Annotated in this window: 29 protein-coding genes; 12 read left to right on the top strand and 17 right to left on the bottom strand. The window is 41.2% G+C overall.

Annotated features, from left to right (window positions below):
* The first annotated feature begins 34 nt into the window (after positions 1 to 34).
* Positions 35 to 1,357 carry a two-partner secretion domain-containing protein gene (locus PH4a_RS17970; protein WP_129041727.1) on the top strand — a complete coding sequence of 441 codons (1,323 nt, stop codon included), beginning with the start codon at positions 35 to 37 and terminating at the stop codon, positions 1,355 to 1,357.
* 107 nt (positions 1,358 to 1,464) lie between these two features.
* Here PH4a_RS17970 and PH4a_RS17965 read toward each other — a convergent pair whose 3' ends face one another.
* The 3 genes from PH4a_RS17965 to flgA form a co-directional block, all read right to left on the bottom strand.
* Positions 1,465 to 1,905 carry a flagella synthesis protein FlgN gene (locus PH4a_RS17965; RefSeq protein WP_129041725.1) on the bottom strand — a complete coding sequence of 147 codons (441 nt, stop codon included), beginning with the start codon at positions 1,903 to 1,905 and terminating at the stop codon, positions 1,465 to 1,467.
* Positions 1,906 to 1,916: 11 nt separating this feature from the next.
* On the bottom strand, positions 1,917 to 2,216 hold the full coding sequence (gene flgM, locus PH4a_RS17960; protein WP_129041723.1) for a flagellar biosynthesis anti-sigma factor FlgM: 300 nt from the start codon (positions 2,214 to 2,216) through the stop codon (positions 1,917 to 1,919).
* A 118-nt stretch (positions 2,217 to 2,334) separates the two neighbouring features.
* Positions 2,335 to 2,991: a flagellar basal body P-ring formation chaperone FlgA gene (gene flgA / locus PH4a_RS17955; protein WP_129041721.1), complete on the bottom strand. Its 657-nt coding sequence runs from the start codon at positions 2,989 to 2,991 to the stop codon at positions 2,335 to 2,337.
* Positions 2,992 to 3,201: 210 nt separating this feature from the next.
* Here flgA and flgB point away from each other — a divergent pair, with 210 nt between their 5' ends.
* The 11 genes from flgB (at position 3,202) to flgL (ending at position 13,342) form a co-directional block, all read left to right on the top strand.
* Positions 3,202 to 3,615, top strand: a complete 414-nt coding sequence (flgB, locus tag PH4a_RS17950; protein ID WP_129041719.1) for a flagellar basal body rod protein FlgB — start codon at positions 3,202 to 3,204, stop codon at positions 3,613 to 3,615.
* Positions 3,616 to 3,620: 5 nt separating this feature from the next.
* On the top strand, positions 3,621 to 4,025 hold the full coding sequence (gene flgC, locus PH4a_RS17945) for a flagellar basal body rod protein FlgC (protein WP_064720373.1): 405 nt from the start codon (positions 3,621 to 3,623) through the stop codon (positions 4,023 to 4,025).
* A gap of 12 nt (positions 4,026 to 4,037) precedes the next feature.
* Positions 4,038 to 4,871: a flagellar hook assembly protein FlgD gene (locus PH4a_RS17940; RefSeq protein ID WP_244212914.1), complete on the top strand. Its 834-nt coding sequence runs from the start codon at positions 4,038 to 4,040 to the stop codon at positions 4,869 to 4,871.
* 27 nt (positions 4,872 to 4,898) lie between these two features.
* Positions 4,899 to 6,113 carry a flagellar hook protein FlgE gene (gene flgE, locus PH4a_RS17935; protein WP_129041717.1) on the top strand — a complete coding sequence of 405 codons (1,215 nt, stop codon included), beginning with the start codon at positions 4,899 to 4,901 and terminating at the stop codon, positions 6,111 to 6,113.
* Positions 6,114 to 6,134: 21 nt separating this feature from the next.
* Complete coding sequence (locus PH4a_RS17930) at positions 6,135 to 6,890, top strand: flagellar basal body rod protein FlgF (RefSeq protein ID WP_064720370.1); 756 nt, start codon at positions 6,135 to 6,137, stop codon at positions 6,888 to 6,890.
* Positions 6,891 to 6,909: 19 nt separating this feature from the next.
* Positions 6,910 to 7,692: a flagellar basal-body rod protein FlgG gene (gene flgG, locus PH4a_RS17925; RefSeq protein WP_064720369.1), complete on the top strand. Its 783-nt coding sequence runs from the start codon at positions 6,910 to 6,912 to the stop codon at positions 7,690 to 7,692.
* Positions 7,693 to 7,754: 62 nt separating this feature from the next.
* Positions 7,755 to 8,498, top strand: coding sequence for a flagellar basal body L-ring protein FlgH (locus PH4a_RS17920; protein WP_064720368.1), 744 nt, complete (start codon positions 7,755 to 7,757; stop codon positions 8,496 to 8,498).
* 14 nt (positions 8,499 to 8,512) lie between these two features.
* Positions 8,513 to 9,619, top strand: a complete 1,107-nt coding sequence (locus PH4a_RS17915; protein ID WP_064720367.1) for a flagellar basal body P-ring protein FlgI — start codon at positions 8,513 to 8,515, stop codon at positions 9,617 to 9,619.
* Complete coding sequence (flgJ, locus tag PH4a_RS17910; protein ID WP_129041715.1) at positions 9,619 to 10,605, top strand: flagellar assembly peptidoglycan hydrolase FlgJ; 987 nt, start codon at positions 9,619 to 9,621, stop codon at positions 10,603 to 10,605. Before PH4a_RS17915 ends, flgJ begins: the two co-directional genes overlap by 1 nt.
* Before the next feature lie 118 nt (positions 10,606 to 10,723).
* A complete protein-coding gene (gene flgK, locus PH4a_RS17905; RefSeq protein WP_064720365.1) occupies positions 10,724 to 12,364 on the top strand; it encodes a flagellar hook-associated protein FlgK in 1,641 nt (546 codons plus the stop codon).
* Positions 12,365 to 12,391: 27 nt separating this feature from the next.
* Entirely contained in the window at positions 12,392 to 13,342 is a 951-nt protein-coding gene (gene flgL, locus PH4a_RS17900; RefSeq protein ID WP_064720364.1) for a flagellar hook-associated protein FlgL, read from the top strand.
* Between the two features lie 137 nt (positions 13,343 to 13,479).
* Here flgL and PH4a_RS17895 read toward each other — a convergent pair whose 3' ends face one another.
* The 14 genes from PH4a_RS17895 to fliF all read right to left on the bottom strand — a co-directional run bounded on the left by PH4a_RS17895 (position 13,480) and on the right by fliF (position 25,706).
* The gene (locus PH4a_RS17895) at positions 13,480 to 13,710 is read right to left on the bottom strand and encodes a hypothetical protein (RefSeq protein WP_129041713.1); all 231 of its coding nucleotides are present in this window, start codon (positions 13,708 to 13,710) and stop codon (positions 13,480 to 13,482) included.
* Between the two features lie 907 nt (positions 13,711 to 14,617).
* Positions 14,618 to 15,400, bottom strand: a complete 783-nt coding sequence (gene fliR / locus PH4a_RS17890; RefSeq protein ID WP_064720362.1) for a flagellar biosynthetic protein FliR — start codon at positions 15,398 to 15,400, stop codon at positions 14,618 to 14,620.
* 5 nt (positions 15,401 to 15,405) lie between these two features.
* Positions 15,406 to 15,675, bottom strand: a complete 270-nt coding sequence (fliQ, locus tag PH4a_RS17885) for a flagellar biosynthesis protein FliQ (RefSeq protein ID WP_064720361.1) — start codon at positions 15,673 to 15,675, stop codon at positions 15,406 to 15,408.
* 14 nt (positions 15,676 to 15,689) lie between these two features.
* Positions 15,690 to 16,460, bottom strand: coding sequence for a flagellar type III secretion system pore protein FliP (gene fliP, locus PH4a_RS17880; RefSeq protein WP_064720360.1), 771 nt, complete (start codon positions 16,458 to 16,460; stop codon positions 15,690 to 15,692).
* Positions 16,460 to 16,909 carry a flagellar biosynthetic protein FliO gene (gene fliO, locus PH4a_RS17875; RefSeq protein ID WP_129041711.1) on the bottom strand — a complete coding sequence of 150 codons (450 nt, stop codon included), beginning with the start codon at positions 16,907 to 16,909 and terminating at the stop codon, positions 16,460 to 16,462. The genes fliP and fliO overlap by 1 nt, the downstream gene beginning before the upstream one ends.
* Positions 16,910 to 16,912: 3 nt before the next feature.
* A complete protein-coding gene (gene fliN / locus PH4a_RS17870) occupies positions 16,913 to 17,323 on the bottom strand; it encodes a flagellar motor switch protein FliN (protein WP_064720358.1) in 411 nt (136 codons plus the stop codon).
* On the bottom strand, positions 17,316 to 18,347 hold the full coding sequence (gene fliM / locus PH4a_RS17865; protein ID WP_129041709.1) for a flagellar motor switch protein FliM: 1,032 nt from the start codon (positions 18,345 to 18,347) through the stop codon (positions 17,316 to 17,318). The genes fliN and fliM overlap by 8 nt, the downstream gene beginning before the upstream one ends.
* Before the next feature lie 5 nt (positions 18,348 to 18,352).
* The gene (gene fliL / locus PH4a_RS17860) at positions 18,353 to 18,835 is read right to left on the bottom strand and encodes a flagellar basal body-associated protein FliL (RefSeq protein WP_064720356.1); all 483 of its coding nucleotides are present in this window, start codon (positions 18,833 to 18,835) and stop codon (positions 18,353 to 18,355) included.
* Positions 18,836 to 19,012: 177 nt separating this feature from the next.
* The gene (locus PH4a_RS17855; protein WP_129041706.1) at positions 19,013 to 20,428 is read right to left on the bottom strand and encodes a flagellar hook-length control protein FliK; all 1,416 of its coding nucleotides are present in this window, start codon (positions 20,426 to 20,428) and stop codon (positions 19,013 to 19,015) included.
* Positions 20,428 to 20,874, bottom strand: coding sequence for a flagellar export protein FliJ (gene fliJ, locus PH4a_RS17850; protein WP_064720354.1), 447 nt, complete (start codon positions 20,872 to 20,874; stop codon positions 20,428 to 20,430). The genes PH4a_RS17855 and fliJ overlap by 1 nt, the downstream gene beginning before the upstream one ends.
* A 36-nt stretch (positions 20,875 to 20,910) precedes the next feature.
* The gene (fliI, locus tag PH4a_RS17845; RefSeq protein WP_064720353.1) at positions 20,911 to 22,278 is read right to left on the bottom strand and encodes a flagellar protein export ATPase FliI; all 1,368 of its coding nucleotides are present in this window, start codon (positions 22,276 to 22,278) and stop codon (positions 20,911 to 20,913) included.
* A complete protein-coding gene (fliH, locus tag PH4a_RS17840) occupies positions 22,278 to 22,997 on the bottom strand; it encodes a flagellar assembly protein FliH (protein WP_064720352.1) in 720 nt (239 codons plus the stop codon). Before fliH ends, fliI begins: the two co-directional genes overlap by 1 nt.
* Positions 22,990 to 23,985 (bottom strand): flagellar motor switch protein FliG, encoded by a 996-nt coding sequence (gene fliG / locus PH4a_RS17835; protein ID WP_064720351.1) that lies wholly within the window; start codon positions 23,983 to 23,985, stop codon positions 22,990 to 22,992. The genes fliH and fliG overlap by 8 nt, the downstream gene beginning before the upstream one ends.
* Positions 23,982 to 25,706 carry a flagellar basal-body MS-ring/collar protein FliF gene (gene fliF / locus PH4a_RS17830; protein WP_129041704.1) on the bottom strand — a complete coding sequence of 575 codons (1,725 nt, stop codon included), beginning with the start codon at positions 25,704 to 25,706 and terminating at the stop codon, positions 23,982 to 23,984. The genes fliG and fliF overlap by 4 nt, the downstream gene beginning before the upstream one ends.
* Between the last annotated feature and the right edge of the window lie 145 nt (positions 25,707 to 25,851).

Below are 25,851 nucleotides of genomic sequence, written 5' to 3'. Positions count from 1 at the left end.
TAGCAACTTATTTTTAAATGTAGGATGCTAATTTATGATGTTAACAAAGAAAAAGTTTAATATATTCTCTATTGTTTTAATTGGACTAAGCACAAGTTCTTATGCGACTCAATCAAGTGTTTTACTCGCACCACAATCAGAACAAGGTGGTGATGCTTCTCCCACGCTGGAAGTTTATTATGATGTTTCTTCTCCGCTGAAAATATATCATGATGCTTCAGGTAATATAGTAAAAGAGCGGGTAGGAAAGCCCTCTATTATTATTAATCATACAAATAATGATGGAGTTTCTCACATTTATTATAATAAATTTAATGTGCCGGAGGTTGGACTAAAATTACATAACAAATCACAAGCAGATCTTATTATTAATGAGGTGGTTTCTAATGAGCCTTCTTTATTAAATGGAGAACTTTTTGTTGTCGGAAAAAAAACGGATATTATTATTGCAAACCCAAATGGCATTTCTTGCTATGACTGCTCTTTTTCAGGGGCTAATAATATCAAACTGATTACAGGAAGTAGTCAGGAGGCGTTTTCAAAACAATTTGATTTATCTAATGCAGGTATTAATTTTAGTTTTGAAAAAAACTTGAAAAATATTAACGAATTTACGCTATTAAAACGTAATTTTAAAGATATTACTTCTAAAAGTATAAATATTATCTCTAATAAAATTGATATTAAAAAAGGTGATTTTAATGCTGAGCTAATTCGTTTTGATATAGGTTTAAATAAATATAAGGTAGGACCTGGAAACAATAATTATCTTAAAAAAAATCTTAAAAAAGATGATTACTCTCGCCTTAGTATCCATAAGGGAGCCGGTATTAATAGCCAATTTTTATTAATAAAATCGGCTGGAGGTGATGTAAATAATGAAGGTGAAATAAATACACGTACTTTGGTCTCTGAAACAGACATATTTATTAATGAAGGGATTTTAGATATTAATCATTATTCCAATATTTACGAACCTCGATATAACAGTAAAAACCTCTCTTTTATAAAAACAAATGACTATTGGGGTTATGAAAACTCTGAATTAAATATTATTGATGCAGGCTTGTATATAGATGCAAATTACAGTTTATATATTGATGGAAATACTGATCTAGTTAATAGCCAATTATTAATGAAAAGTAATGAAATTACAATGGCTAGTCTTAATTTATTGGATTCACTGGTTCGTATTAAATCTGACTATATAAGCATTGCTAAAGGAATTAATGGAACAGGGCAAGTAATTTTAGATGGAAAAGTTCATTTTTTAGACAAGGGTTACTTTGTATTAAATGATATAAACTATAAAGCTCATATTGGTGAGGATGTGGTTTATTTTGATAGTGATGAGTAAGATTTAAAATAGTACTGAATTAAATCTTTTATCTATATTTTAAATAAACGAAATCAATGCACTATTTTATAGTGCATTGATTTTTATTGCTAAATATTAGCCAAATTCTAAACTTGGATTTTACGACCTGCCAATAGTGAACGCTGTGCTTGACCATCAGACCCATAAAGAGAAGGGCTGTGGTTCTTGTGCAAAAAACGGATAGCGTCACTATTGCGCGAGATATGTCGTTCTAATAACAGTCCGTTATGATGATTAAGACTTTTTAACTCCGCCGTAATTTCCATAATTTGTGACCACAAATCAGATAAAAAAGGCTGGCCATGATAAGGCTTATCAATACCTGCTTGTTGGCTCTGCACATGGCGCTGTTGATCGGTATGACCAAGGGCCGACAAGACAAAATTCTTCTGTTCAGTTATCTCATGAAGTGCGCTGATATCAATGCTACCTGCACATAATAACTGCTGTTCTGAGCGTAAAATACCCGCGATGGTATTTAGCTGAGATAACTGAAGATCTAAGGTCTGGCGAAGTTCTTCCATCATAATCTTTAATGTTATTTAGTTATGCTTTCAGCCGCTTCACGAAAGAGTGCGTCCGCGATTTTGCCGCTGTCCATGGTTAATGTTCCGTTGGCAATTGCTTCTTTTAAACGAGCAACTTTCTCAACATTAATATCTTTATTACCAGGCTGAACAAGTTTCTTTTGCGCTTCACTTAATTTTACGGAAGTATCACCCGCCGTTGCTTTTTGTTCAGTCATTCCTGATTTACGTGTTCCTTGTGCGCCTTCGTTAAGGTTACGCTGGGAAACGGCATTTATCGGAAGCAGTGGATTTGTGCGTTCAATACTCATAGGAAAATCCTTTGTTAGGCATCAATTAATAGTCAGATGAAGCCATTGTAAACAACCTATGTGTTTTCGCCTATCATCTTACTTCTTATATCGGCTATAAAATCAGAAACTTTAGCGTTTAAAGTGGTACGCGTACAGTGCCGTTTTCAAGGGCTTCACCGGTAATAACTTGTCCCGACTTTACTCTGACTCTAATTGTTTCATTTGCCACTGCATTATTTATCGCTTTACCTTCATAACGGATCTGAAAATGGTCGCCTTCAGCGAAAACCGTTACGCTTTGTCCCGATAAAATTGACCAAGGACGTCGTACCATTGTTGATGTTATCGGTTTTCCCGCTGAAATTTGTCGCATAGCGACCGCGTTTTTTATAAAAAGTGGATCTCGCAACACATCATAAGGTAATTTTTCTAAGTCGCCTTCGGCAGTGCTAATTGAGGATGCGCTTAACGCATCTTCACGATTAATATCTTTTTGGGCGATTAAATATGACCCACTAACACTAACATTAACCTGAATAAAACGTCGTTGGTTATCACATAAAATAGGCATCGAAAGTTTTCCCCAATTACGAGAACCGGCATGACGTTGTATCTCTTGCGTTTGGCAAAGAGGTAATTTCTCTTCGGGTGTTAACACCGTGACAGTCACTTTATCGCCTTGTTGATGCAAGGCAACAAAGAAGTCTTGCAGTTCTTCTGGCAGTGATTTTGCAATACTCACATTAACCATAAAGAAAAAAGAAAAAAGACCGATAAGAGTTCTAACTGACATTGTTTGTCACCTTACTGAGTTTGCAGGCTAATTATGTATTGGTATCTATTCAGCAGGAATAGTGTACATCGTCTTAACACGCCTTAAACGCATAAATAGCAATCCAATTTACGCCTATTCCTCCAATCATCTTTTTTTTGAGCGTTTATTCTGTCAACTGAAATTGTTTTATCAGCTGAGGTAAGTGGCATTTGCCACCAAGGATAGAGGATGCTCGATAAATTAGAAAATACGTTTCATTTTCAACAAGAAGCGCTCTCAATACGCAATCAACGCCAAGAGATTTTGGCGGCAAATATTGCTAATGCAGACACTCCAGGCTTTCAAGCTAGGGATATTGACTTCGCATCTGAGTTGAAAAAAACCATGGAAAATGGTCGTGCAGGTGTGAATGGCATTCAATTGACCATGACATCTGAAAGACACATTCCCATTAAACCGGGTCATCGCTTAGAAGCTGACTTGCTATATCGCATTCCTCATCAAACAGCGATGGATGGCAATACGGTTGATATGGATATGGAACGTAGTAATTTTGCAGATAATAGCCTTAAATATCAGGCTGATGTGACATTTATTAACTCTCAAGTTAAAAGCATGATGTCTGTATTGCAACAAGGATAAAGAGTATGTCTTTATTTAGTATTTTCGATATTTCAGGTTCGGCGCTTTCTGCACAATCACAACGTTTAAACGTAAGTGCCAGTAATATGGCAAACGCAGACAGTGTTGCCGGTCCTGATGGTGATCCATACCGCGCAAAGCAAGTGGTTTTTCAGGTTAATGCGCCAGCTGGCCAAGAAATTGGCGGTGTTCGCGTAACTGAAGTGGTTGACGATCCTGCGCCTTTTCGTATGGAGTATCAGCCAGGACATCCTTTTGCGGATGAAAAAGGCTATGTACGTATGCCTAATGTAGATGTTGTTGGCGAAATGATTAATACCATTTCTGCATCCAGAAGCTATCAGGCAAACGTTGAGGTGATGAACACAGCCAAATCACTGATGCAGAAAACGTTAACAATAGGTCAATAGGGAGAATAAATTGTGGGTATTTCCGCCTCAATGAATGAACCTTATGATAATACGCTTATCGGGGATGCGCCTTCTTCTTACCATACGAAAAAAAGTGGTAGTGAAGATATTAAGGGGAACTTCCTGAACCTTCTCATCGCTCAGATGAAAAACCAAGACCCAACAAATCCGATGCAGAACAATGAGTTAACGACTCAGTTGGCACAGATTTCAACAGTGGAAGGTATTGAGAAACTCAATAAAACTGTTAATAACATTGTTGGGCAAATAGACCAAAGTCAGGCATTACGCGCTTCGTCTCTTGTTGGACGAGGTGTCATGGTATCAGGTAATAAGATTGTCGTCTTCCAACCTACTGATGGTAAAGACGAAACTGACGTTCCCGGTGATGGTGACGATACCACAGTACCAACACCTGACACGAAAGATAAGCAAATTCGTCAGCAAATGGGAACTTATCAAGCAGATCCTGCTGATGCTAAAAAGCCTGATGGTGACCACCTTTTTTCAACACCGTTTGGTTTTGAATTACTCACTCCAACCGATTCTCTGACCATCACCATCACTAATAGCAGTGGTGCGACGGTTCGTACAATCAATATGGATAAAAAGATGCTACCGGATGTTTATAACTTCTCTTGGGATTGCACTGATGAAGATGACAATCCTGTTCCTGCAGGAAGCTATAAATTTACCGTTAACGCCACGCTTAATGATGCTCAGGTCCCTGTTAAGACACTGAATTATGCGCTGGTGAATAGTGTGTCCATGGTAGATGGTACTCCGCGCCTTGATGTGGGCTTAGGTAATACCGTTTCATTGGATGAAATTCGTCAGGTTCTTTAATCAACACATATTCAACATGGAGGGCGCATGTCCTTTTCACAAGCAGTAAGTGGTTTAAACGCAGCCGCCGCTAACTTAGATACTATCGGTAACAATATTTCTAACTCAGCAACCTACGGCTTTAAAGGTGCAACCGTCTCTTTTGCTGACGTTTTCGCCGGTTCTGGTGCGGGTCTGGGTGTTAAAGTGGCGGGTATTAGCCAAAACTTTAAAGACGGTAGTATTACCACGACTAACCGTCCAACTGACGTTGCTATTTCAGGCGGTGGTTTTTTCCGTATTGAAGATCAAAACGGTGGCGTGTTTTATTCACGTAATGGTGAGTTCGGTAAAGATAAAAACGGTTTTCTGACTAATATGCAAGGTATGCGTATTACCGGTTATCCAGTACAAACGGTTGATGGCAAAAACGTAGTACAAAAAGGCGCAACACCAACGCCTATCGTTATTCCTACCGATATGATGAATGCCAGCGCTACTGATAAAATCAATATTGCGGTTAACCTGAACTCTGGTGAAGAAAAACCCGCTAAAACAACGTTTGATCCTAAAGATAACGATTCTTATAACTTTAGTACTAACGTAACCACTTACGATAGCTTAGGTAATGAACATAACCTAAATCTATTCTTCGTTAAAACGGACAATAATAAGTGGCAGGTTCATGCTCAAGATACTTCAACAACACCATTAAAAGAAATTGATCTTGGTGAACTTGAATATACTGATGCGGGTGTATTAAAAAGCTTTACACCAAAAGATCCTTTAGCTATCGCCTCTTTAAATGGTTCTGCAGCCGGTGCTATCGAACTTGATTTTACTGGCAGTACTCAGCAAAAAGTCTCTGAATCTAGCGTGTCAAAACTAGCGCAAAACGGTTACCAAGCGGGTGAATTCACCAACTTCCGTATTGAAGCTGATGGCTCCATTATGGCGACTTACTCAAACCAACAAAGCCAAGTTGTTGGCCAAATCGCACTAGCTAACTTTGCAAACCCAGGTGGTTTAAGCTCGCAAGGCGACAACATGTGGTCTGAAACTAACGGTTCTGGTTCACCTATCGTCGGTGTTGCAGGCTCTGGTGTATTCGGCAAATTAACTAATAACGCATTAGAAGCGTCTAACGTGGATATGAGCCAAGAGTTAGTCAACATGATCGTTGCTCAACGTAACTATCAATCAAACGCACAAACTATCAAGACTCAGGATCAGATCCTTCAAACTCTGGTTAGCTTGCGCTAATAAAGCAGGAAATAATCTGTTATGGATCATGTGATTTATACCGCGATGGGCGGCGCTCGGCACTCGATGGAAAATCAAGCTGTCGTGGCGAACAACTTAGCAAACGCATCAACGCCAGGATTCAAAGCGCAGCTTAGTGCAATGCGAGCTGTACCTGTCAATGGCGATACCTTACCAACTCGTACATTAACGGTAGCGTCAACGCCTGGTAGCGATCAAAGTCAAGGAACGATGGACTATACCGGACGTTCAATGGACGTTGCATTAAGTGATAACGGCTATTTGGCAGTTCAGCTTGAAGACGGTACTGAAGCTTATACCCGTAACGGGAATATCCAACGTAATGCCGATGGCATGTTAATGGTGCAAGGCAGATTGTTGATGGGGGATAACGGTGCGATAGAAGTGCCACCTCAAGCCAATGTCAGTATCGCCAATAACGGGATTGTAACGGCACATGTGCCGACTGATCCGCCAAAAATGCTAGGGCAGATTGGTCGTTTGAAATTGGTAAAACCAGAACAAAATGATTTAGTTCGTGGCGATGATGGTTTATTCCATCTATCACCACAAGGAACTGCGCGTGCTGGTGGTGAATTACCCGTTGATGACAGCATAAAAGTGCTGGCTGGTGTGTTGGAAGGCAGTAACGTTAATCCAGCAGAAGCCATGGTCGATATGATAGCAAACGCAAGACGTTTTGAGATGCAAATGAAGGTTATTCATAGCGCGGATGATAATGCGCAAAAGGCTAACCAACTGCTATCACTGAGTTAAATAGTGTAAGGGGATAACCATGATCCGTTCTTTATGGATTGCTAAAACTGGGTTGGATGCACAACAAACCAACATGGATGTGATTTCCAACAACCTAGCAAACGTAAGCACCAACGGCTTTAAACGCCAGCGTGCCGTGTTTGAAGATTTATTGTATCAAACCATCCGTCAACCAGGTGCCATGACGTCTGAACAGACTAACGCACCTTCAGGTTTACAGATTGGTACCGGTGTTCGTCCTGTTGCGACAGAACGTCTACATAGCCAAGGTAACTTAGCGCCAACAAACGGCACCCGTGATGTGGCTATCAAAGGACAAGGTTTTTTCCATGTTCAATTACCAGATGGTACTGATGCTTATACGCGTGATGGTGCATTCCAAATGGATCAGAACGGCCAGCTAGTAACATCAAGTGGCTTCCAAGTTGTTCCAGCAATTATTCTACCTGAAACAGCTAAAAAAGTAATGATTGGTCGCGATGGTACGGTAAGTGTCGAGATTGAAGGTGACCCTGCACCGCAACAAGTGGGGCAACTGACATTAACCACTTTTATTAATGATAGCGGCTTAGAAAGTGTTGGTGAAAACCTGTATTTAGAAACTGCAAGTTCAGGCGCACCGACTGAAAATGCGCCAGGTATTAACGGCGCAGGCTTGCTGTATCAGGGATATGTTGAAACCTCTAACGTTAACGTTGCTGAAGAACTGGTCAATATGATCCAGACTCAACGCGCTTATGAAATTAACAGTAAAGCGATTTCAACCTCTGATCAGATGTTACAGAAACTAACGCAGCTCTAATTTCGTTTGTTCATTAGCCTGACAGTATTTTCTGTCAGGCGTTTTACTAAAGAGTATCGAAGATGGATACAAAGGTCATTACTGACAATTCTGGGGCAAGAAAGCTTAGTGTCAGATGGCGTCGTCATCAGCGTTTAGGTACCGCCCTGTTGGTACTGACACTGGCAGGATGCGCTTATATACCCAAAAAACCGTTGGTTGAAGGTCAAACGACTGCTGTTCCGACAGCGCCGACAGCACCTGCACCTAATGGCTCTATTTTTCAATCAACTCAGCCAGTTTATTTTGGTTATCAGCCTTTATTTGAAGATAGACGTCCACGAAATATCGGCGATACGTTGACGATTACGTTGCAAGAGAATGTCAGCGCGAGCAAAAACTCTTCTGCAAATGCCAGCCGTAATGGTAAAGCAGGGTTCCTTGCTTCAATTACACCAGGATTTTTGGAAGGATTGTTTGGTAATAGCCGTACAGATATGGGGATGGAAGGTAATAGTGACTTTGGTGGTAAAGGTGGCGCGAATGCTAACAATACCTTTAAAGGAACAATCACGGTCACCGTTGATCAGTTATTAGCTAATGGAAACTTACATGTCATTGGTGAAAAACAGATAGCGATTAATCAGGGTACTGAATTTATTCGTTTCTCTGGTGTTGTGAATCCACGAACAATCAGTGGCACAAACTCAGTGAACTCTACCCAAGTTGCTGATGCTCGTATTGAATATATCGGAGACGGTTATATCAACGAAGCACAGTCGATGGGATGGCTACAACGCTTCTTCTTGAATGTGTCACCTTTTTAATGAGTAGGATCCAGATGAAAAAAATAGCGATTAGCCTTTTCTTTATCGTGATGACATGTGTCGGATTTTCCGCCCATGCCGAACGGATCAGGGATCTCACCTCGGTGGAAGGGGTAAGAGAAAATGCGCTGATTGGTTATGGTTTGGTTGTGGGTTTAGATGGAACGGGTGACCAAACAATGCAGACCCCGTTTACCACACAAAGCCTGAATAACATGCTCTCGCAATTAGGAATAACCGTACCACCGGGCACCAATATGCAGTTAAAAAACGTCGCTGCGGTAATGGTAACGGCAAAATTACCTCCTTTTGGTCGAACTGGGCAATCTATTGATATCGTGGTTTCATCATTAGGTAATGCGAAAAGTTTACGTGGTGGTACTTTGCTGATGACACCATTAAAAGGTGTTGATAATCAGGTATATGCATTAGCTCAAGGTAATATTGTTGTCGGTGGTGCAGGGGCGTCTGCGGGAGGGAACAGCGTAAAAGTAAACCAACTCGCAGGTGGTCGCATTAGTAATGGTGCGATAATAGAGCGTGAACTCCCTTCTCAGTTTGGTCAAAGTGGATTGTTAAATTTACAGCTTAATGAAGAAAACTTTACTTTAGCTCAGCATATTTCAGACACTGTTAATAAATTACGTGGAGTCGGTACTGCAATCCCATTAGATGCACGTACCGTTCAATTACGTGTTCCTATTGGTAAAAGTGAGCAAGTACGCTTTTTAGCTGAAGTGCAAAACCTTGAAATTAAACGTGTTATTGCTGATGCAAAAGTTATCATCAATGCAAGAACAGGTTCAGTGGTTATGAACCGTGATGTGACCTTAGGAAGTTGTGCCATTGCACAAGGTAACTTATCTGTCACTGTTGATAGTCAAGTCAATGTCAGTCAGCCAAATACCCCGTTTGCGGGTGGTAGCACCGTAGTCACGCGTAATACAAGTGTGAATGTGAGTGAACAAGGTGGTTCATTACAGCAAGTGAATGCAAGCGCGAGCCTTAATGAGGTGATCCGAACATTAAATGCATTAGGTGCCACACCAACGGATTTAATGTCGATACTACAGGCGATGGAAAGTGCGGGCTGTTTACGTGCGAGATTGGAGATTATCTGATGAAAGATTTATCTCTGCTTTCTTCAATGCCAAACATTTCAAGTCCGGCATATGATAGTAATGCATTGAATAAACTTAAATATCAGGTTGGACAAAACGCCGATCAACAAGGGCTGCGCCAAGTGGCGCAGCAACTTGAAGGTGTTTTTGTTCAAATGATGTTAAAGAGCATGAGAGATGCAATACCGCAAGAAAGCATGTTCAATTCAGAAAGTACCAAAATGTATACCTCCCTTTATGATCAACAAATATCCCAAGACTTATCTAAAAAAGGCTTGGGATTTGCTGACATGATAGAAAAACAGCTTTCCGCTAAAGTGACCATGGAACCGAGTGAAATGGCGGGTAAAACGCCAATGTCATTAGATAGCAGCGATATTTTCCAATCAATGCCAACACAGGCACTAGGACAACTTTATCGTGCAATGAAACCGTATCAAAATGCGGTTGAAACTACGGTTGGAAAGTTAAAAGGATTATCAGAAAGCAGTGCTTCTTTCGCCTCTAAACTATTAGGACCAGCAAAAGAAGCCACTGAAGGTACAGGTGTTCACCATTTACTGGTAGTGGCGCAAGCTGCATTAGAGTCAGGTTGGGGTAAACGCGAAATTTTAACGGGTGATGGTAAGCCAAGTTATAACTTATTCGGTATTAAAGCAGGTAATAGTTGGAAAGGGCCTGTCACGAATATTATGACGACTGAAGTCATCGACGGTAAATCAATAAAAATGCGCGATAACTTCCGTGTTTATGATTCTTATGTTGATGCTATTCAAGACTATCTACGCTTGATTACACAAAGTCCTCGTTATGCGCAAGTACCTAAAGCACAAACCCCAGAGCAAGCCGCTTATCGTATTCAAGAAGCGGGTTATGCTACCGATCCGGGTTATGCCAAAAAATTGGTTTCTATTATTGGTCAATTAAAAGGTAGTGGTGATCAAGTCGCTAAAACGTATACCCACGATTTAAGCGATTTATTTTAACTATTTTCCCCTCAAGTTTAGAGGGGAAGAACCGATAATAAAGACCAGAGCATTTATTCCAATTTGCCAGCTATGCTCCGTGCATACGGGTGATGACTAAACGTAAAAGGATAGACAAATGTCCAACAGTTTAATTAATACAGCGATGAGCGGACTTAATGCGGCACAAGCTGCGATGAGCACTATCAGTAATAACATCGCTAACTCAAATGTTAAATGGTACAACCGTCAGATGACTGTTTTTAATGAAAACGGCGGAACGATGACCGGTAATGGTTATATCGGTAATGGCGTTAATGTCAGCCGTATTCATCGTGAATATAACGAATTCCTTGCAGGTCAAATGAACCGCGCAATGGCCAAACAAAGCGCCCTAAACAGTTACACCAGCAATATCGCACAGATTAATGATCTGTTAGCCGATAAAGGCAATGACGTTTCTACTGCGATTGATGAATTTTTTACCAGCTTACCAAATGTAACCAATAACGCCGAAGACAATCCAGCGCGTACGACCGTGATTGGAAAAGCAGAAGCAATGGTCAATATGTTTACTAAAGCGGATCAGTCTTTACGCGATTTAGAAAAAGATATTAATAGCCAGGTGAGCAACACCACTAAAAATATCAACGAATACAGTAAACAAATTGCTAAGCTGAATAATGAAATTAGTCGTTCTAAAGGCTTTAATGGTGCTGATCCTAACGACTTACTTGACCAACGTGATCGTTTAATCCAAGAACTAAATACATTAGTTGATGTACAAGTCACTCAACAAGACGGCGGTTTTGTTAACGTCACATTTGCTAATGGGTTGCCGTTAGTTTCGGGTACTCGTTCTTACGAAGTATCTGCCATTCCTTCAAGTAAAAATAGCGAACGTACCGTTATTGGTTATAGCAATGGCATCGACGAAGTTCGCGAAGTAGATGCAAAACGTATTAATGGTGGTGAATTAGGCGGGGCTTATCGTAGCCGTGAAGAGGTTTTAGACCCAAGCCGTAATCAATTAAACCAATTAGCATTAGTACTGGGTGATCAATTTAATAAACAGCATGAGCAAGGCTTTGATTTAAACGGCGACAAAGGTGAGAAATTCTTCAACCTTGGTGGTGCTCATGTGATGCCTAATGGCAAAAATACAGGTAATGCGGCATTTACAGTTGATTATACTGATACTAAAACCGTACAAGCGGCTGACTATACCGTCAAATACGAAGGTGGTAAGTGGAACGTTACTGTAGAGCCTGGTAACCGTAAATTTGAAGCCACACCGAACGGTGCGGGTGAGTTAGAATTTGAAGGTATGAAAATCACCGTAACAGGTACACCAAAAGAGGGCGACTCTATTGTGGTACAACCTGTTGGTAATGTGATTGCAGGCATGAGTGTTGCAGTAACAGATCCAAGTAAAATTGCGGCTGCGGGTGCTAAAGATACTGGCCCTAGTGATAATGAAAACATGAAGAAACTGTTTGAGTTACCTGATGAAAAAATCATTGATGGTAAAACAACTATCGCAGGTGCTTATGGCTCACTAATCAGCATGGTGGGTAACAAAGTTAACACAGCACAGGTTGACTTTGATGCGCAGGTTTCTATCACTAAAAGTATTCAGGAACAGCAACAGTCAGTTTCTGGTGTCAACATGGATGAAGAATACGGTGAAATGTATCGTATTCAAGAATATTACATGTCGAATGCGAAAGTTATCCAAACAGCAAACAGCATGTTTGATGCGATTATGCAAATTTTCTAAGCCTTCATCTGAATAAGGAATAACACTGTGCGTTTAAGTTCAAATCAAATTTACAGCCAGCGAATGGATAATATTACCTCTTCGCAAAGCAAATGGATGACTGAAGGAAACAAAATCTCCAGCGGTCGTCGTGTAGAAAAACCATCTGATGACCCAATGGCCGCTTCGCAAGCGGTAATGGTGAAGCAGTCAGAATCACGCAACCAACAATATGCAACAGCACGTGGATTTGCTAAAAACAGTATGTCTTTGCAAATGAGCTTGTCTCATCAAATGGTGAATATAACAACTAAAATTCAAGAAACTTTAGTTGCGGCGGGTAGTGATGCGACATTAAGTGATGAAGACCGAGCTTCTTTAGCTGACCAATTAAGTGGTTTAAAAGATCAATTAGTGGGTATTGGTAATACTAAAGATGGTGTAGGGCGTTATATTTTTGCGGGTTTCCAATCGGATAAGCCTCCTTTTGTTGCAGATGCAACAGGGAAAATTACTTATCAAGGTGGCGATAAGCAAATCACCCAAAAAGTTGATAGCAACATTGAAATGACGACCAACTTTACTGGGATTGAAGCATTACAATCTTCAGGCGGTACAGGTACTCAGCCTGATATTTTTAACGCCTTAGATGATGCTATTGCAGGGCTACGCACACCGTTAAAAAACGATCCTAATGCAGAAGCATTGCGTAAAGATGGGCTTGAAAAAATTGATGCAGCAAACCGTATAAATCGTGCAACATTAAATAATATCTCAAGCGTTGAAGCTAAATTAGGTTTACAACTTCAAGAATTAGATAACTTAGATGATTTAGGTGCTGATACATCATTAAGAAATGCAAAGCGCCTAAGCGAATTACGTGATTTGGATTGGACTCAAGCGATTTCTGAATACTACCAAGAAGAGTCTGTACTGCAAGCCTCTTACAAAGTATTTAACGACATGAAAGGTATGTCGATGTTTGCGATGTACCGTTAAGATTATTTTCCTGTGTTGTCTCGCGACACGTTGATGTTTCCCCTGATATTGATTTATCAGGGGATTTTTTTATTAAAAGGGTATGTAAAATAAAAATAGTTAAAAACTGTAATATGAAGTTAGAGTGATATCTCTCGTTATTTTGTGGCTAATCCCGCCATAACATTATATTTTACCTCTAAGCCAATATCTGCTTTCCAATTAGCATGACTCCGGTTTCTTTGCGAGAGTTGAGTTATTTTATGCTTAATTTCCTGTGGCGTAATATGACTTAATTGTGCTATCAAAACATATTGTTTTGCTGCATCTTCAATTGTTTTGCGAGCAGATCCAGTTAAGCAGACATTGTTATCTTTACTTTTTTGCAAGTTAACTTAAATGATAAATTCAAGTACCTCAACATATTCATTTAGAATTGGTGTTTGATCTATGATTGTTGATAGCTGTTTATGCGGCGATATATTTGCTGTTTTATTTTTATAGTGTTTAGTCTTCGATGATTTTTTAATACTCATATCATTCATCCCTACATCCACCATTACTGTATTGGTTTATTATGATTGATAATTGCTCACAAAGATTAAGTGCTCAATATTTTGCTCATGAGTTTAGCTCTAGGTTTGTTATTTCTTTTTTGTCGAGCTTTATCCGCAGTATTTAATTCATATCCTTGTACGGTATATTGAGCAATAAGTCCTTTGGCTGGGCGGTTATGCAAAGTTGTTTAATCTTGTACTCTAAAGCAAAGCTCTCAGCAATAATTAATGCGATAGATAATATATAGCCTGAAAGAAGGTGTTTATTAGGATTACCTTCTAAATAGTGTCATGTTACACATAATCGTTTTCTTGCGCGTTTTGCTAGCATTAATCCACATAAAATATCGCGACATCAAATGGTAACATCACTTCTTTTGGTTTTACGAGAACAAGCTTGAGACTAATCGAATTCTATTCAATCGCGTGTATTAGACTTTCTCCATTTATCAATTACTTCTTGTGAGTCTTTATAATAAATATGATCTAATTTTATTTCACTTACGGGGAGAATATGACCAAAATCAGTAGTGCAATTAATTATTGCATTATGAATTACCAACGTTCGTATTAATTCATGTCTTATTGGTGGATTAGTCAAGTCTATATTGTTCTGGTATGTGTCATCCAATATTATGCTTTTCTATTAAAATAAGTCAGTTGGGTTAATTTAAAAGAGTTTTCTCTTTGAATGCATTAATTTATCTATTATACGTAAATCTATAAGTTGATTGAGATTTTAAGAAACCAGTTGCTGTAATATCAGTGTAATGCGGTTAAATGTGTCACTAAATACACGTTCAGTAAAGACAGGCAGCGCAGGCATTATCATCGACATAGCCAAAATACCCACAGTTAATGTGAGAGGAAAACCGACAACAAATACCGATAACTGTGGTGTCATACGATTTAAAATACCTAATGACAAGTTAAGCACTAAAAGAAGGGTGATTAATGGCATTGCTAACATCATGCCGTTAATAAAAATGGCACTAGCACTTTGAACTAAGGTTAAAAAAGCCAAAGAGTTAAAGGTTTGATTTTCTATCGGAACGACATAGAAAGTATCTACTAAAATAGATAACAGCCATAAATGCCCATCAAATACCATAAATAGCAACATGGTGAGCAGATTAAAAATACGCGCAAGAATGGGCATATTGGGCCCACCAGAGGGGTCAAAGAAAGTGGCAAAGGATAGGCCCATTTGCAAACCTATTACCTCTCCAGCATGGCGTACAGAGGCAAATGCCATCTGCATTGCTAGTCCTAGCAGTGTACCAATAAGGATTTGCTGGAGTAGCACCCAAAAGGCAATGATAGAAAATAACGGAATATTATTTTGCGGCAATCCCGGTGCAATGAGTGCGGTGATAAGAAAGGCTAACGCAATACGAAACTTTTTTGGTGTTTGCTTTTCACTAAAAAGCGGTGCCGTGCTAAAAAGTGCAAGGATGCGAACAAATGGCCAGAAAAAATCACTCATGTAGCCGGTAAGCATTTCACTGGTCAGGGTCATCATTGCAATTAACCAATCATTCCTGGAATACCCGTAAATAAGTTACGCATATAATCTAATAACAAACTGAGCATCCAAGGTCCTGCAACTAAAATAGCGGCTAATACAGCCAGAATTTTTGGAATAAACGATAATGTCATTTCGTTTATTTGCGTTGCCGCCTGAAGCATACTGATGACTAAACCAGTCACAAGGGCTGAAAGTAACAATGGGCCGGCAAGAGATAAAGCGATTTTCATCGCTTCTGTACCAAGTGCTAGAACGGATTCTGGTGTCATAAATAACCTCAGCGCTAATGAAAGAAGCTTTGTGCTAATGAACCCAGTATTAACTGCCAGCCATCAACTAACACAAATAGCATGAGCTTAAAGGGGAGTGAGACCGTAGCAGGGGGTACCATCATCATACCAAGCGCCATTAAAACACTGGCAACCACCAAGTCGATAATTAAGAAAGGAATAAATATCATAAAACCGATTTGGAATGCGGTTTTTAGTTCACTAGTAATATAAGCTGGAACTAATATACGCATTGGTACGCTTTCGCGAGTTTCAAATGCAGGTGCATCGGCAAGGCGTGCAAATAGCGCTAAATCTGTCTCACGTGTTTGTTGCATCATAAATTCACGTAGTGGTTTAGAACCATTATCTAACGCTTGTTCAAAAGAGATTTTATCTTCACTAAATGGCATATAGGCATCTTGATAAATTTTATCAAATACGGGAGCCATAATGAAAAAAGTCATAAATAGCGCAAGACCAAGAACAACTTGGTTTGGCGGAGCAGAAGGTGTACCTAACGCATTACGTAATAGCCCCAGCACAATAATAATGCGCGTAAAACTTGTCATCATCAGTAAAACAGCAGGAATAAATCCAAGTGCTGTAATAAAGATTAATGTTTGTACGGGCAATGACCAACTCTGACCACCCCCCGGTAACGATTGAGAAACAATACTGGGAAATTGAGCAAACGCGCTGCTAGGTAATAGTGACAAAATCAGCACACTAGCCAAGAGATGCCAGCGCTTTAATGCGTTAAAAAAAGAGACACATTGATGCATTATGAGTTGCCTTTATCTCGCTTTAGCGTTTTTTGTAATAATTGGGTAAATAGTGGAGATGTGGGTGATGCTGTCGCTTCCTGCGAGGCGTTATCAGGGATAGGTAATTTATGTAACAGATTAATCTGTGACGTAGTTACCCCTAATACTAGCCATTCCTGTTCAATTTCAACAACCACCACACGCTCTTTGGCACCTAATGAACAACTTGCTTTTACGTTAAGTTGAGCCTGAGCACCTTTAAATGTTCCACGAGCTAAACCGAAACGACGGAATAACCACATTGCAACAATGATAAGAACAATAATACCGGCCAGCGCCGTACTGACTTGCGCAAGGCTTTGACCTACAGGTAAAGGCGGTTGTGCAACGGTTTGGACAGTTTGTGTTGTAGCGGGTGCGGCAATTGTCTCCGCACCTTGGCTGGAAAAGGAAGGAAGCTGTTCCATAAATTAACGGCTCAGACGACGCATACGTTCTGATGGTGTAATGATATCGGTAATACGGATGCCATATTTATCAGAAACAACAACAACCTCACCTTGAGCAATCAGATAGCCATTGATCAGAATATCAAGGGGTTCTCCTGCTAAACCATCAAGAGAAACCACAGAACCTTGTGACAGGCTAAGTAATTTTTTGATAGTCATTTTGGTGCGACCTAACTCTACCGTTAATTTGACTGGAATATCCATAATCAAATTGATATCAGACAGATGGCTCAGTGCATCCTCTTCGGGTAACAGGTGCTCAAATAAATCGGAACTATTGTCCTGGCTTTTCCCAGTTTGCTGTTCCATTGCTTCAGCCCACATATCTTCAGCAGGTTGTGAATTATCAGTTGGGCGATTCGCATCACTCATCGGTTTGTTCCTCATCCAGAGCGTTTAAAACAGGGTTAATTAGGTGTTCAACACGTAAGGCATACTGCCCATTTACCGTACCATATTGGCTGGTTAATACAGGTACACCATCAACATGTGCAATCAATCTTTCCGGTTTATCAATAGGGATAACATCCCCTTGTTTTAGTGTAAGCACTTTTGATAAACGTAACGGGATATCGGTAAAGTTAGCAACCAATTCAAGTTCTGAATGTTGAACTTGATTGACTAAGCTATCTAACCAGATCCCATCTTCTTGACGGACATTCTCAATAGGTGGATTAATCAGTCGTTCACGTAACGGTTCAATCATGGCAAAAGGAATACAGATACTAAATTCCCCAACCATTGAACCGATTTCTACCTGAAAAGGTGTCGTAACAACGATGTCATTCGGTGATGAGGTGATATTAGTAAATTTAACCTGCATCTCTGAACGTACATATTCAACTTGAATTTTGAATATGGAATCCCAAGCATCACGGTAGGCATCAAGTGCCAGTTTCAACATTTTGTTGATGATCCGTTGCTCTGTGTTTGTAAATTCACGGCCTTCCACAGGGATAGGAAAGCGCCCATCACCACCAAACAGGTTATCAACCGCGATATAAACTAGGTTAGGTTCAAAGGTAAATAACGCTGTGCCACGTAACGGTTTTAAATGTACCAAGTTCAAGTTAGTTGGTACGGGTAAGTTACGTGCAAAGTCGTGATAAGGATGAATTTTAACGCCACCAACAGTAATATCTGGACTCCGACGGAGCATGTTAAACAGCCCCATACGAAATTGACGAGCAAAGCGTTCGTTAATAATTTCTAACGACTGTAAACGTTCACGAACTACACGACGTTGCGTGTTCGGGTCATAAGGCTGAATATCCGGTTCATTCGGATCCTTCGCTATCGCAGGTTCCCTGTTCGCGCTTTTTTGGGCGTCGTCACCTGATGTGTCATCATTCAGCAGAGCATCTATCTCTGCCTGTGAAAGGATATTATCGCTCATAATGATTATCGCAGAATAAACGTGGTAAACAGTACATCGGAAAGGATCTGTTCAGATTCTCCCGGTACGAGAGTCGGTCTCAGCGTTTCTTTTACATCAGTCATTAGCTGGATTTTTCCATTATCTGTCGCAAGCTTGTTAGCTTGTTGACGAGAAAGAAGTAATAACAACCGGCTGCGGACTTCGGGTAAGTAGTCATGCAGACGTTTACGAGTATCGTCATTATGTAATCGTAATGTGATACCGATATAGAGCACTCGGTCTAAGTGTTCTTCATCATCAATTAGATTTACAGTAAAGGGTTCTAATGACATAAAAACGGGGGCCGGTATAACTTTTTGCTGACTTGTGCCCGCTGAACCTGATTTAGCATGCTTCAATGCCCACCAACTATATCCACCGAATGCCGCTGCAATAATGGCGACCACCAATAATACGATGATCAGAATTAAGCTATAGCTTTTACGTTCATTGCTGTAATTAGACATGGACAGTTAAATTCCTGTTTTGTAGTGGATACGTGTTCACTGTTGTGGACTTCCATATCCATCTAAATCAACCTTAATTATCCCGCTATTTCTGTTTTTTAATTGCAGAAACAGATAGGGAAAAAACCATTAACTCTTACGTTTATTGACATAGTGTGTCCTCCCAATACATTTGTATTAGGCAAAAATATCGACGCCACCACGAGCAGATGCTAATTCTTGCGGCGTAAGAGTTATCTTTTGTAGTGCCGTTTCAGAGGCTAATTGCATCGAATTACCCTCACTTCCTTGATGATTATCGGCACCATCTCCACTAAATTGAGAGGAATCTGACATATTTTCTTGTTGCCAACCGTCTTGACTGTCGCTAGACACTTGGCTTTGCGTGAGCTGGATCCCATTTTCAGAGAGCGCTTGACGCAAATGGTGGATGGCATTTTCTAATACAGAACGCACTTGCCCATTCTGAGAAGCAAGATGTAACTGTGCCTGACCATCTTCTATCTTCATACGAATGTGCAATGAACCGAGCTCTTCAGGATGTAAACGCAGCTCTGCTTTTTGTAAGCCATTACGGCTAAACATCACAATTTGCTGGTTTAATTGCTGTTGCCACTCTGGTGTGCCCACCTGTGCATTTAATACCTGTGTTGCCATTGGTGAAAAATGTACTTGAGGTTGGTTTATCGCTGATGTGTGCGTACCGGCGATAGCGTGCGAAGCAAAAGAAGAGGTCGTTGATAACGTATTATGAAGATCTCTTTCAGCAAGGCTGTTTGTTGCCACAACGTGTTGAGCCGCATTTTCTGCAAATTTACTTGCTGATAGCTGCTTGTCACCATTAAGCAGTGAATTCACTTTCTCTGCGCTTGGTGTAAGCAATGAAGCGAGAGGATCAGTTTTCTTCGCTTGTGGCTTCTCAGTTTTATTTGCTGTTACGCCAATACTTTGCGTTGCTAATGCCGCAGTTTCAGGCCGTAACTGTGCTAATAGTGATTTTTCATCAGATTTTACAAGATTTTGTTGTTCGGAAAGGTTGAGATCCGATAACGCATCGTTGTCTTTTGAAAAAGAATTAGCCAAAGAAGCCAAGCTATCTTCTCGTTTTAGCGAGTGCGGTTGCTGTAATGCCTGAGCTAGATGCTCAGAACCCAATGGGGCGCGTTTTAAGCCCGGTAATCCTGCTAATTGAACAGGAAGTTCAGCTGCAAGTTCTTCGGCTGACATTAACGAAGGTACTGTTTTATTATCAAGAATGGCAGCAAACTGTTCGTTGTCAGGTAAAGAGAGGGCTAGGGGAGATTTCTCTTGAGGCTGCTTCTCTTCGATAGGGGACTGAGTAGCAACAGATACGATGCTATTTTCGTCCTCTTTATTCTTGTTTTTATCTTCTTCAGAGTGAAGATGTGCCTTATTCTCTTTTGGTGATTGACCTTCGATATGGGCATTTTTTTTGTCACTCTGAGCATTCTGCGGTTGACTACTCAAAAGTTGAGCAAATGTCGAAGCATTATCACCGGGCTGACTATTTGTCGAGGATGTCGGTCCCGGAGATGGTGCTATGACATCCATAGTCAGAAGCGTTATCTCCATTAAGTTGTTCTCCGTAAAGTACTACGCTGTGCGTACTCGTCCATTTGTTTCTGTTCAATACGATCAAGATGTCGCTTACGGCTATCCTCAGCACGCTGCTCCAAAGTCTCAAATGCATTGAGCCGTTGCTGTTTTTCTCTCCATTGATTAGTCGCTAAATCTAGCTGCTCTTGCCAATGGAGAAGTTGCTGTTTATGTTGCTCGATAGTCAGTTCGAGTGTTTTGAGAAACTGCTGGTAGTTTTGCCATGATGCAGATGACATCCCACCTAAGTTTAGCGTCTCATTCAGACGTACACGGTATTCATCCTGATACCCGATCAACATATTGAGTTGCTGTTCCATTTGTTGATGACTCTGCCGGACCTGAGCCAGTTGAATAGCGGCTTGTTCAGCCGCTGTCTGTGCCAGTTCTCTCAGTGTCACTAAAGGTGACTGCTCCCGCATTGGAACCCTCTTTACGTTCTCTGATTATGTTCAGAATTAGTTTAGTGTGATCAGTTGATTAAGCTGTTCACATGCACTCTGATAGCTGCATTGTTCTTGGATATCTTGTTGTAAGAACTTCGACAATGAAGGGTAAAGCGCAATGGCTTTATCAAGCATTGGGTCACTTCCCGCGGCATAAGCACCCACGTTAATTAAATCGCGGTTACGCTGATAACTTGATAACAACTGTTTAAAAACTTGTACACGACGATAATGTGTTTTATCAATCAATGACGTCATAGCACGACTAATTGATGCTTCAATATCGATAGCAGGGTAGTGACCTGATTCTGCCAATGAACGTGAAAGCACAATATGCCCATCTAAAATAGCCCGAGCTGAGTCTGCAATGGGATCTTGTTGGTCATCACCTTCGGTTAATACGGTGTAAAAAGCGGTAATCGACCCCCCGCCATCAACACCATTACCTGCACGTTCAACCAATGCGGGTAATTTTGCGAATACAGATGGTGGGTAGCCTTTGGTTGCTGGTGGTTCACCTACGGCAAGAGCAATTTCACGTTGCGCCATACTGTAACGAGTGAGTGAATCCATAATCAGCAAAACATGTTTACCGCGATCACGAAAATCTTCGGCAATACGTGTGGCATAAGAAGCACCTTGCATACGTAATAATGGTGATACGTCAGCAGGGGCAGCAACCACAACAGAGCGGGCTAAGCCTTCTGTGCCAAGAATATTTTCGATAAAATCTTTAACTTCACGGCCACGTTCGCCAATCAATCCAACGACAATCACATCAGCTTGCGTAAAACGTGCCATCATGCCTAATAGCACACTTTTACCTACACCTGAGCCAGCAAAAAGCCCCATTCGCTGTCCACGACCCACGGTTAAGAGTGAGTTGATTGCTCGAACACCAACATCCAGTACATCGGTTATCGGTGTGCGTTGGAGTGGGTTAATTGGCGGTGTGATAAGTGGTGCACGATAACCCGTATCTGGTGGTGGTAAACCATCTAAAGGATAGCCAGAACCATCAAGAACCCGGCCTAATAACGCATCACCTAGCGGTAATTGACGACCTTCATTTTCACTACCTGGCGCAGCTTGTGCATAGACTCTGGCACCGGGTGTTAATCCCTCGACTTCCTGTAAAGGCATTAACAACATTTGGCTGCCATTAAATCCAACCACTTCACTTTCTACTTCTTCAACCGTCTTGCCGATGGTGCGTTCTATTAAACACGTAGAACCAAGAGGCATCACTAGCCCCTTAGCTTCCATAACTAAACCGGTTGCTCTGGTTAAACGCCCATATTGACGAACACGTGGAATTTTATTTAAACGCGCTTCTGTCTCACTGAGTTTTTCTAGCCAACGCCCCAATCTTGCTGTCATTACAACGCCTCCGGTGCGGCAAGACGACAAAGTTCATGCCAACGGGTTGCAATGGTTGCATCAAGATCGCCATCGTTTGTTACAACGCGGCATCCACCAACATGAATACTGTTATCGGCAACAACTTTCCAACCATGAGCAGAAAGTGAATCACCTAACTCTTTTTCAATCAGTGGGATATGCTTAGGGTTAATCCGCAATTGCGGATTCCCTGTAAACATCTGTTCTTGCTGAACCATTAACGTAATCTGAGCAAGCAATGCAGAACCATCACAGACTGCAGGTTGACCTAATACTTCTTTTGCAGCAGTGAGTGCAATTTGCATTAATCGTGCGGCAATAACGCTATCTAACCCATTAAGTGAATGTCTAAACTCAGAGAGTAAACCTTGCCATTCATTAATTAATGGATCTTGCTGCGCAATACCTTGACGAATGCCTTCTTCGATACCCGATTGTAATCCTGCCTGATAGCCGTCCTGATAACCCTGGTTTTTCCCTGCCTCAAAGCCTTCAGCGTGGCCCATTTTCTGAGCCTTTTCTTTCATGTCATCGAGCATATTGATTTGCTCAAGGACTTTCTGTTGCTGAACGACTTCTTTTTCCTGTTTTTCGTCATCCTTTTCGCTTTCTGCCGTATCCTCGGCAGCTAATTCCCAATCAGTGAGTTCTTTTGGAACCCAAGGCTTCCAGTTTGTATCAGTATGTTTATCAGACATAGGTATCGTCTCCTCCATGAAGCACAACTTCTCCGGTTTCTGCTAAGCGGCGAACGACCAGCAGAATGGCTTTCTGCTCTGCTTCCACCTGGGACATACGAACAGGCCCACGAGAAGACAAGTCATCACGCATAATCTCAGCAGCACGTTGCGACATATTGTTGAGGAAGTGATCGCGCAGCTCTTGATCGCATCCTTTCAATGCCACAACCAAGGAGTCGGATTCCACTTCCTGTAGAATGCGTTGAATAGAACGGTTGTCGATATCGATAAGGTTCTCGAATAGGAACATTTCGTCGATAATTTTTTGTGCCAGCTCGCCGTCGTAGTCGCGTACTGCGGTAATAACATTCTCTTCCTGTTGACTCTTCATCAGGTTGATAATTTCCGCAGCAGTACGAACACCACCCATTTTGCTGCGTTTGAGATTCTGACCATCAAGCAGGTTATTCAGAACTTCAGTTAACTCAGCTAATGCGGATGGTTGAACACCACCAAATGTCGCGATACGCAGCATGACGTCATTACGCAGCTTCTCATCGAACAGAGCAAGAATATCAGCCGCTTGACCACGTTTAAGATGAACCAAGATAGTTGCGATAATCTGCGGATGTTCGTCGCGGATTATATCGGCAGCCATTTGTGGCTCCATAAAGTTAAGCGTTTCAATCCCTGTAGAGGTTTCTCGTGTTTCAGAGATTTCATCTAACAGATTATTTGCACGTTCTTCACCCAATGCTTTAACAAGAACAGAGCGTAGGTAGTCATTTGCATTTACATTTAGTGCAGCATATTGAACGGCGTCTTCTTCAAAACTCGCCATTACATCAATCAATTGCTGATTTGAAATCTGGCGCATTGATGACATTGCAATACTGAGTTGCTGTACTTCACGCGTTGATAGATGTCTAAATACGTCTGCCGCTCGGTCTTCACCGAGAGTTAGTAACATGACGGCGCTTTTTTCGGTTCCAGTTAAGTTACTCATTGTTCTTTACTCATCCATTGACGAATTACCATTGCCACAACGCGAGGGTCTTTCTCAGCCATTTCTCGGATACGTTGGCTTTGTAATTCGGCACTTACGCGTTGACGCGCTTGTTTACGTCTTTCTTCGTCGTCTAATTCAGCTTCATTAACGTCATCTTTCACTTTCAGCTTCGTTTTCAACACAGCTTTCTGTGCAGCCATTTCAGCTTCACGACGTTTCTCAATCTGTGGTTTAACCAGCTTACGCCATAAGATCCACGCGATAATAACCAGTAACAGCCAACGACCTAAATCTAATGCTTTTGATAAGATCTCTGGGTTTTCCCAAACAGGAACTGTAATGACTTTTTCTTCAATATCACTAAACTGAGAGTTCACAACACTTAAAGAGTCACCACGATCTTGAGAATATCCCATCGCTTCGCGAACAAGACCTTCAATTTGTTGAAGTTGTTCATCTGTAAGCGGGATCTGTTTTGTTTCAACAACAGGTTCTTCGCCTTCAGCCGCTTCTTTCTTATCTTCTACTGTTTTGTAGTTAACAATAACAGCAACAGAAAGGCGCTCGATACTTCCAACAGGGCGTTTAATATGACGGATCCGACGGTCAACTTCATAGTTAGTCGTTTCATCTAAACGGCTATTGCTGTTTGGATTACGTGTGAGGGAACGATTTGTGCCTGTAGTTGCATCCTCTTTTTTCTCACCATCTTCAGCTTTCGGTGCTTCAATCGGTGCTTGAGGTGGTGCAACAGGTTGATTTGATAATGCACCAGGTACGCCGCCAGCTAACATGCCACCATTTTGCTCGCTTTGGCTCACTTGTTTTGAGCGCACAGCAGACTGATTAGGTGGTTGGTTTGGCTTGTACTCTTCAGCGGTTTCTTCGGTATGAGAAAAATCGACTTGAGCAGTTACCTGTGCGTGAACGTTGCCACGCCCAACAATTGGGCCTAATAACGTTTCGATACGTTGTTGATAACGGGTTTCTAGTTCCTGAACAAACTTAAGCTGCGTGGAATTAAGATCACGCCCCATAGCATCAGGTTGTGTTAGTAATTTACCGCTTTGGTCAACGATGGTAACACTGCTGTCTGGCATGCCAGCAACACTGCTTGCAACGATATGCACGATGGCATTAATCTGACCTTCGTCCAGTGCTCGGCCTTGTAAAAGACCCACAGTAACGGATGCAGAAGGGGATTTCTGTTCACGAACAAAAAGGGACGGCTTTGGCAATGCCAAATGAACGCGTGCATTTTGTACCGGACCTAATGTTTCGATGGTACGAGCAAGCTCACCTTCCAGCGCGCGTTGGTAATTAATCTGTTCACTAAACTGACTGATCCCGAACTTTTCTTTATCTAGCAGTTCAAAACCGGCAGCACCGCCTTTAGGAAACCCCGCTTGAGCGAGTTTCAGGCGTAATTCGTGAACCTGATTATCAGGCACCATAATCGCCGCGCCATTTTGAGACAAGCGATAAGGTACATTCATCTGTGTTAACTGTGTGACAATTTCGCCACCGTCTTTATCACTAAGATTACTATAAAGCACTTTATATTCAGGGCTTTGTAACCATAGAAAAGCAGCAACAAAAATGGCAATTGCCGCCGATCCCGCAATAATTAACGGGATTTTCGGATCGGCTTTTAACCGGTTAATAATGGCGTTAAAACCTTTTTTCTGGTTCACAACGTCGGTTTTTTCGGCATTCATAGACAATCCTTGCCTTGTAGTTCGGGATGAATACTAAAAGCGTGGCGTAACAAAACAGACTCCCCTTACGCAAATAAATAAACCTACTCTCAGGTGTCTCATTATTGGCCTTTTGCGTTTCATTTAATGGCGTAATTAGCCTTTA

The sequence above is a fragment of the Proteus hauseri genome (assembly GCF_004116975.1).
GTDB lineage: Bacteria > Pseudomonadota > Gammaproteobacteria > Enterobacterales > Enterobacteriaceae > Proteus > Proteus hauseri.
Note: the sequence above shows the minus strand (reverse complement) of the source record. Positions and strands in the feature narration are given on the sequence as shown.

What these genes read in the sequence shown, in the direction of transcription:
- PH4a_RS17970 (WP_129041727.1), top strand. Translation starts at nt 35, where the DNA reads ATGATGTTAACAAAGAAAAAGTTTAATATATTCTCTATTGTTTTAATT.
- PH4a_RS17965 (WP_129041725.1), bottom strand. Translation starts at nt 1,905, where the DNA reads ATGATGGAAGAACTTCGCCAGACCTTAGATCTTCAGTTATCTCAGCTA.
- flgM (WP_129041723.1), bottom strand. Translation starts at nt 2,216, where the DNA reads ATGAGTATTGAACGCACAAATCCACTGCTTCCGATAAATGCCGTTTCC.
- flgA (WP_129041721.1), bottom strand. Translation starts at nt 2,991, where the DNA reads ATGTCAGTTAGAACTCTTATCGGTCTTTTTTCTTTTTTCTTTATGGTT.
- flgB (WP_129041719.1), top strand. Translation starts at nt 3,202, where the DNA reads ATGCTCGATAAATTAGAAAATACGTTTCATTTTCAACAAGAAGCGCTC.
- flgC (WP_064720373.1), top strand. Translation starts at nt 3,621, where the DNA reads ATGTCTTTATTTAGTATTTTCGATATTTCAGGTTCGGCGCTTTCTGCA.
- flgE (WP_129041717.1), top strand. Translation starts at nt 4,899, where the DNA reads ATGTCCTTTTCACAAGCAGTAAGTGGTTTAAACGCAGCCGCCGCTAAC.
- PH4a_RS17930 (WP_064720370.1), top strand. Translation starts at nt 6,135, where the DNA reads ATGGATCATGTGATTTATACCGCGATGGGCGGCGCTCGGCACTCGATG.
- flgG (WP_064720369.1), top strand. Translation starts at nt 6,910, where the DNA reads ATGATCCGTTCTTTATGGATTGCTAAAACTGGGTTGGATGCACAACAA.
- PH4a_RS17920 (WP_064720368.1), top strand. Translation starts at nt 7,755, where the DNA reads ATGGATACAAAGGTCATTACTGACAATTCTGGGGCAAGAAAGCTTAGT.
- PH4a_RS17915 (WP_064720367.1), top strand. Translation starts at nt 8,513, where the DNA reads ATGAAAAAAATAGCGATTAGCCTTTTCTTTATCGTGATGACATGTGTC.
- flgJ (WP_129041715.1), top strand. Translation starts at nt 9,619, where the DNA reads ATGAAAGATTTATCTCTGCTTTCTTCAATGCCAAACATTTCAAGTCCG.
- flgK (WP_064720365.1), top strand. Translation starts at nt 10,724, where the DNA reads ATGTCCAACAGTTTAATTAATACAGCGATGAGCGGACTTAATGCGGCA.
- fliR (WP_064720362.1), bottom strand. Translation starts at nt 15,400, where the DNA reads ATGATGACCCTGACCAGTGAAATGCTTACCGGCTACATGAGTGATTTT.
- fliQ (WP_064720361.1), bottom strand. Translation starts at nt 15,675, where the DNA reads ATGACACCAGAATCCGTTCTAGCACTTGGTACAGAAGCGATGAAAATC.
- fliP (WP_064720360.1), bottom strand. Translation starts at nt 16,460, where the DNA reads ATGCATCAATGTGTCTCTTTTTTTAACGCATTAAAGCGCTGGCATCTC.
- fliO (WP_129041711.1), bottom strand. Translation starts at nt 16,909, where the DNA reads ATGGAACAGCTTCCTTCCTTTTCCAGCCAAGGTGCGGAGACAATTGCC.
- fliN (WP_064720358.1), bottom strand. Translation starts at nt 17,323, where the DNA reads ATGAGTGATGCGAATCGCCCAACTGATAATTCACAACCTGCTGAAGAT.
- fliM (WP_129041709.1), bottom strand. Translation starts at nt 18,347, where the DNA reads ATGAGCGATAATATCCTTTCACAGGCAGAGATAGATGCTCTGCTGAAT.
- fliL (WP_064720356.1), bottom strand. Translation starts at nt 18,835, where the DNA reads ATGTCTAATTACAGCAATGAACGTAAAAGCTATAGCTTAATTCTGATC.
- PH4a_RS17855 (WP_129041706.1), bottom strand. Translation starts at nt 20,428, where the DNA reads ATGGAGATAACGCTTCTGACTATGGATGTCATAGCACCATCTCCGGGA.
- fliJ (WP_064720354.1), bottom strand. Translation starts at nt 20,874, where the DNA reads ATGCGGGAGCAGTCACCTTTAGTGACACTGAGAGAACTGGCACAGACA.
- fliI (WP_064720353.1), bottom strand. Translation starts at nt 22,278, where the DNA reads ATGACAGCAAGATTGGGGCGTTGGCTAGAAAAACTCAGTGAGACAGAA.
- fliH (WP_064720352.1), bottom strand. Translation starts at nt 22,997, where the DNA reads ATGTCTGATAAACATACTGATACAAACTGGAAGCCTTGGGTTCCAAAA.
- fliG (WP_064720351.1), bottom strand. Translation starts at nt 23,985, where the DNA reads ATGAGTAACTTAACTGGAACCGAAAAAAGCGCCGTCATGTTACTAACT.
- fliF (WP_129041704.1), bottom strand. Translation starts at nt 25,706, where the DNA reads ATGAATGCCGAAAAAACCGACGTTGTGAACCAGAAAAAAGGTTTTAAC.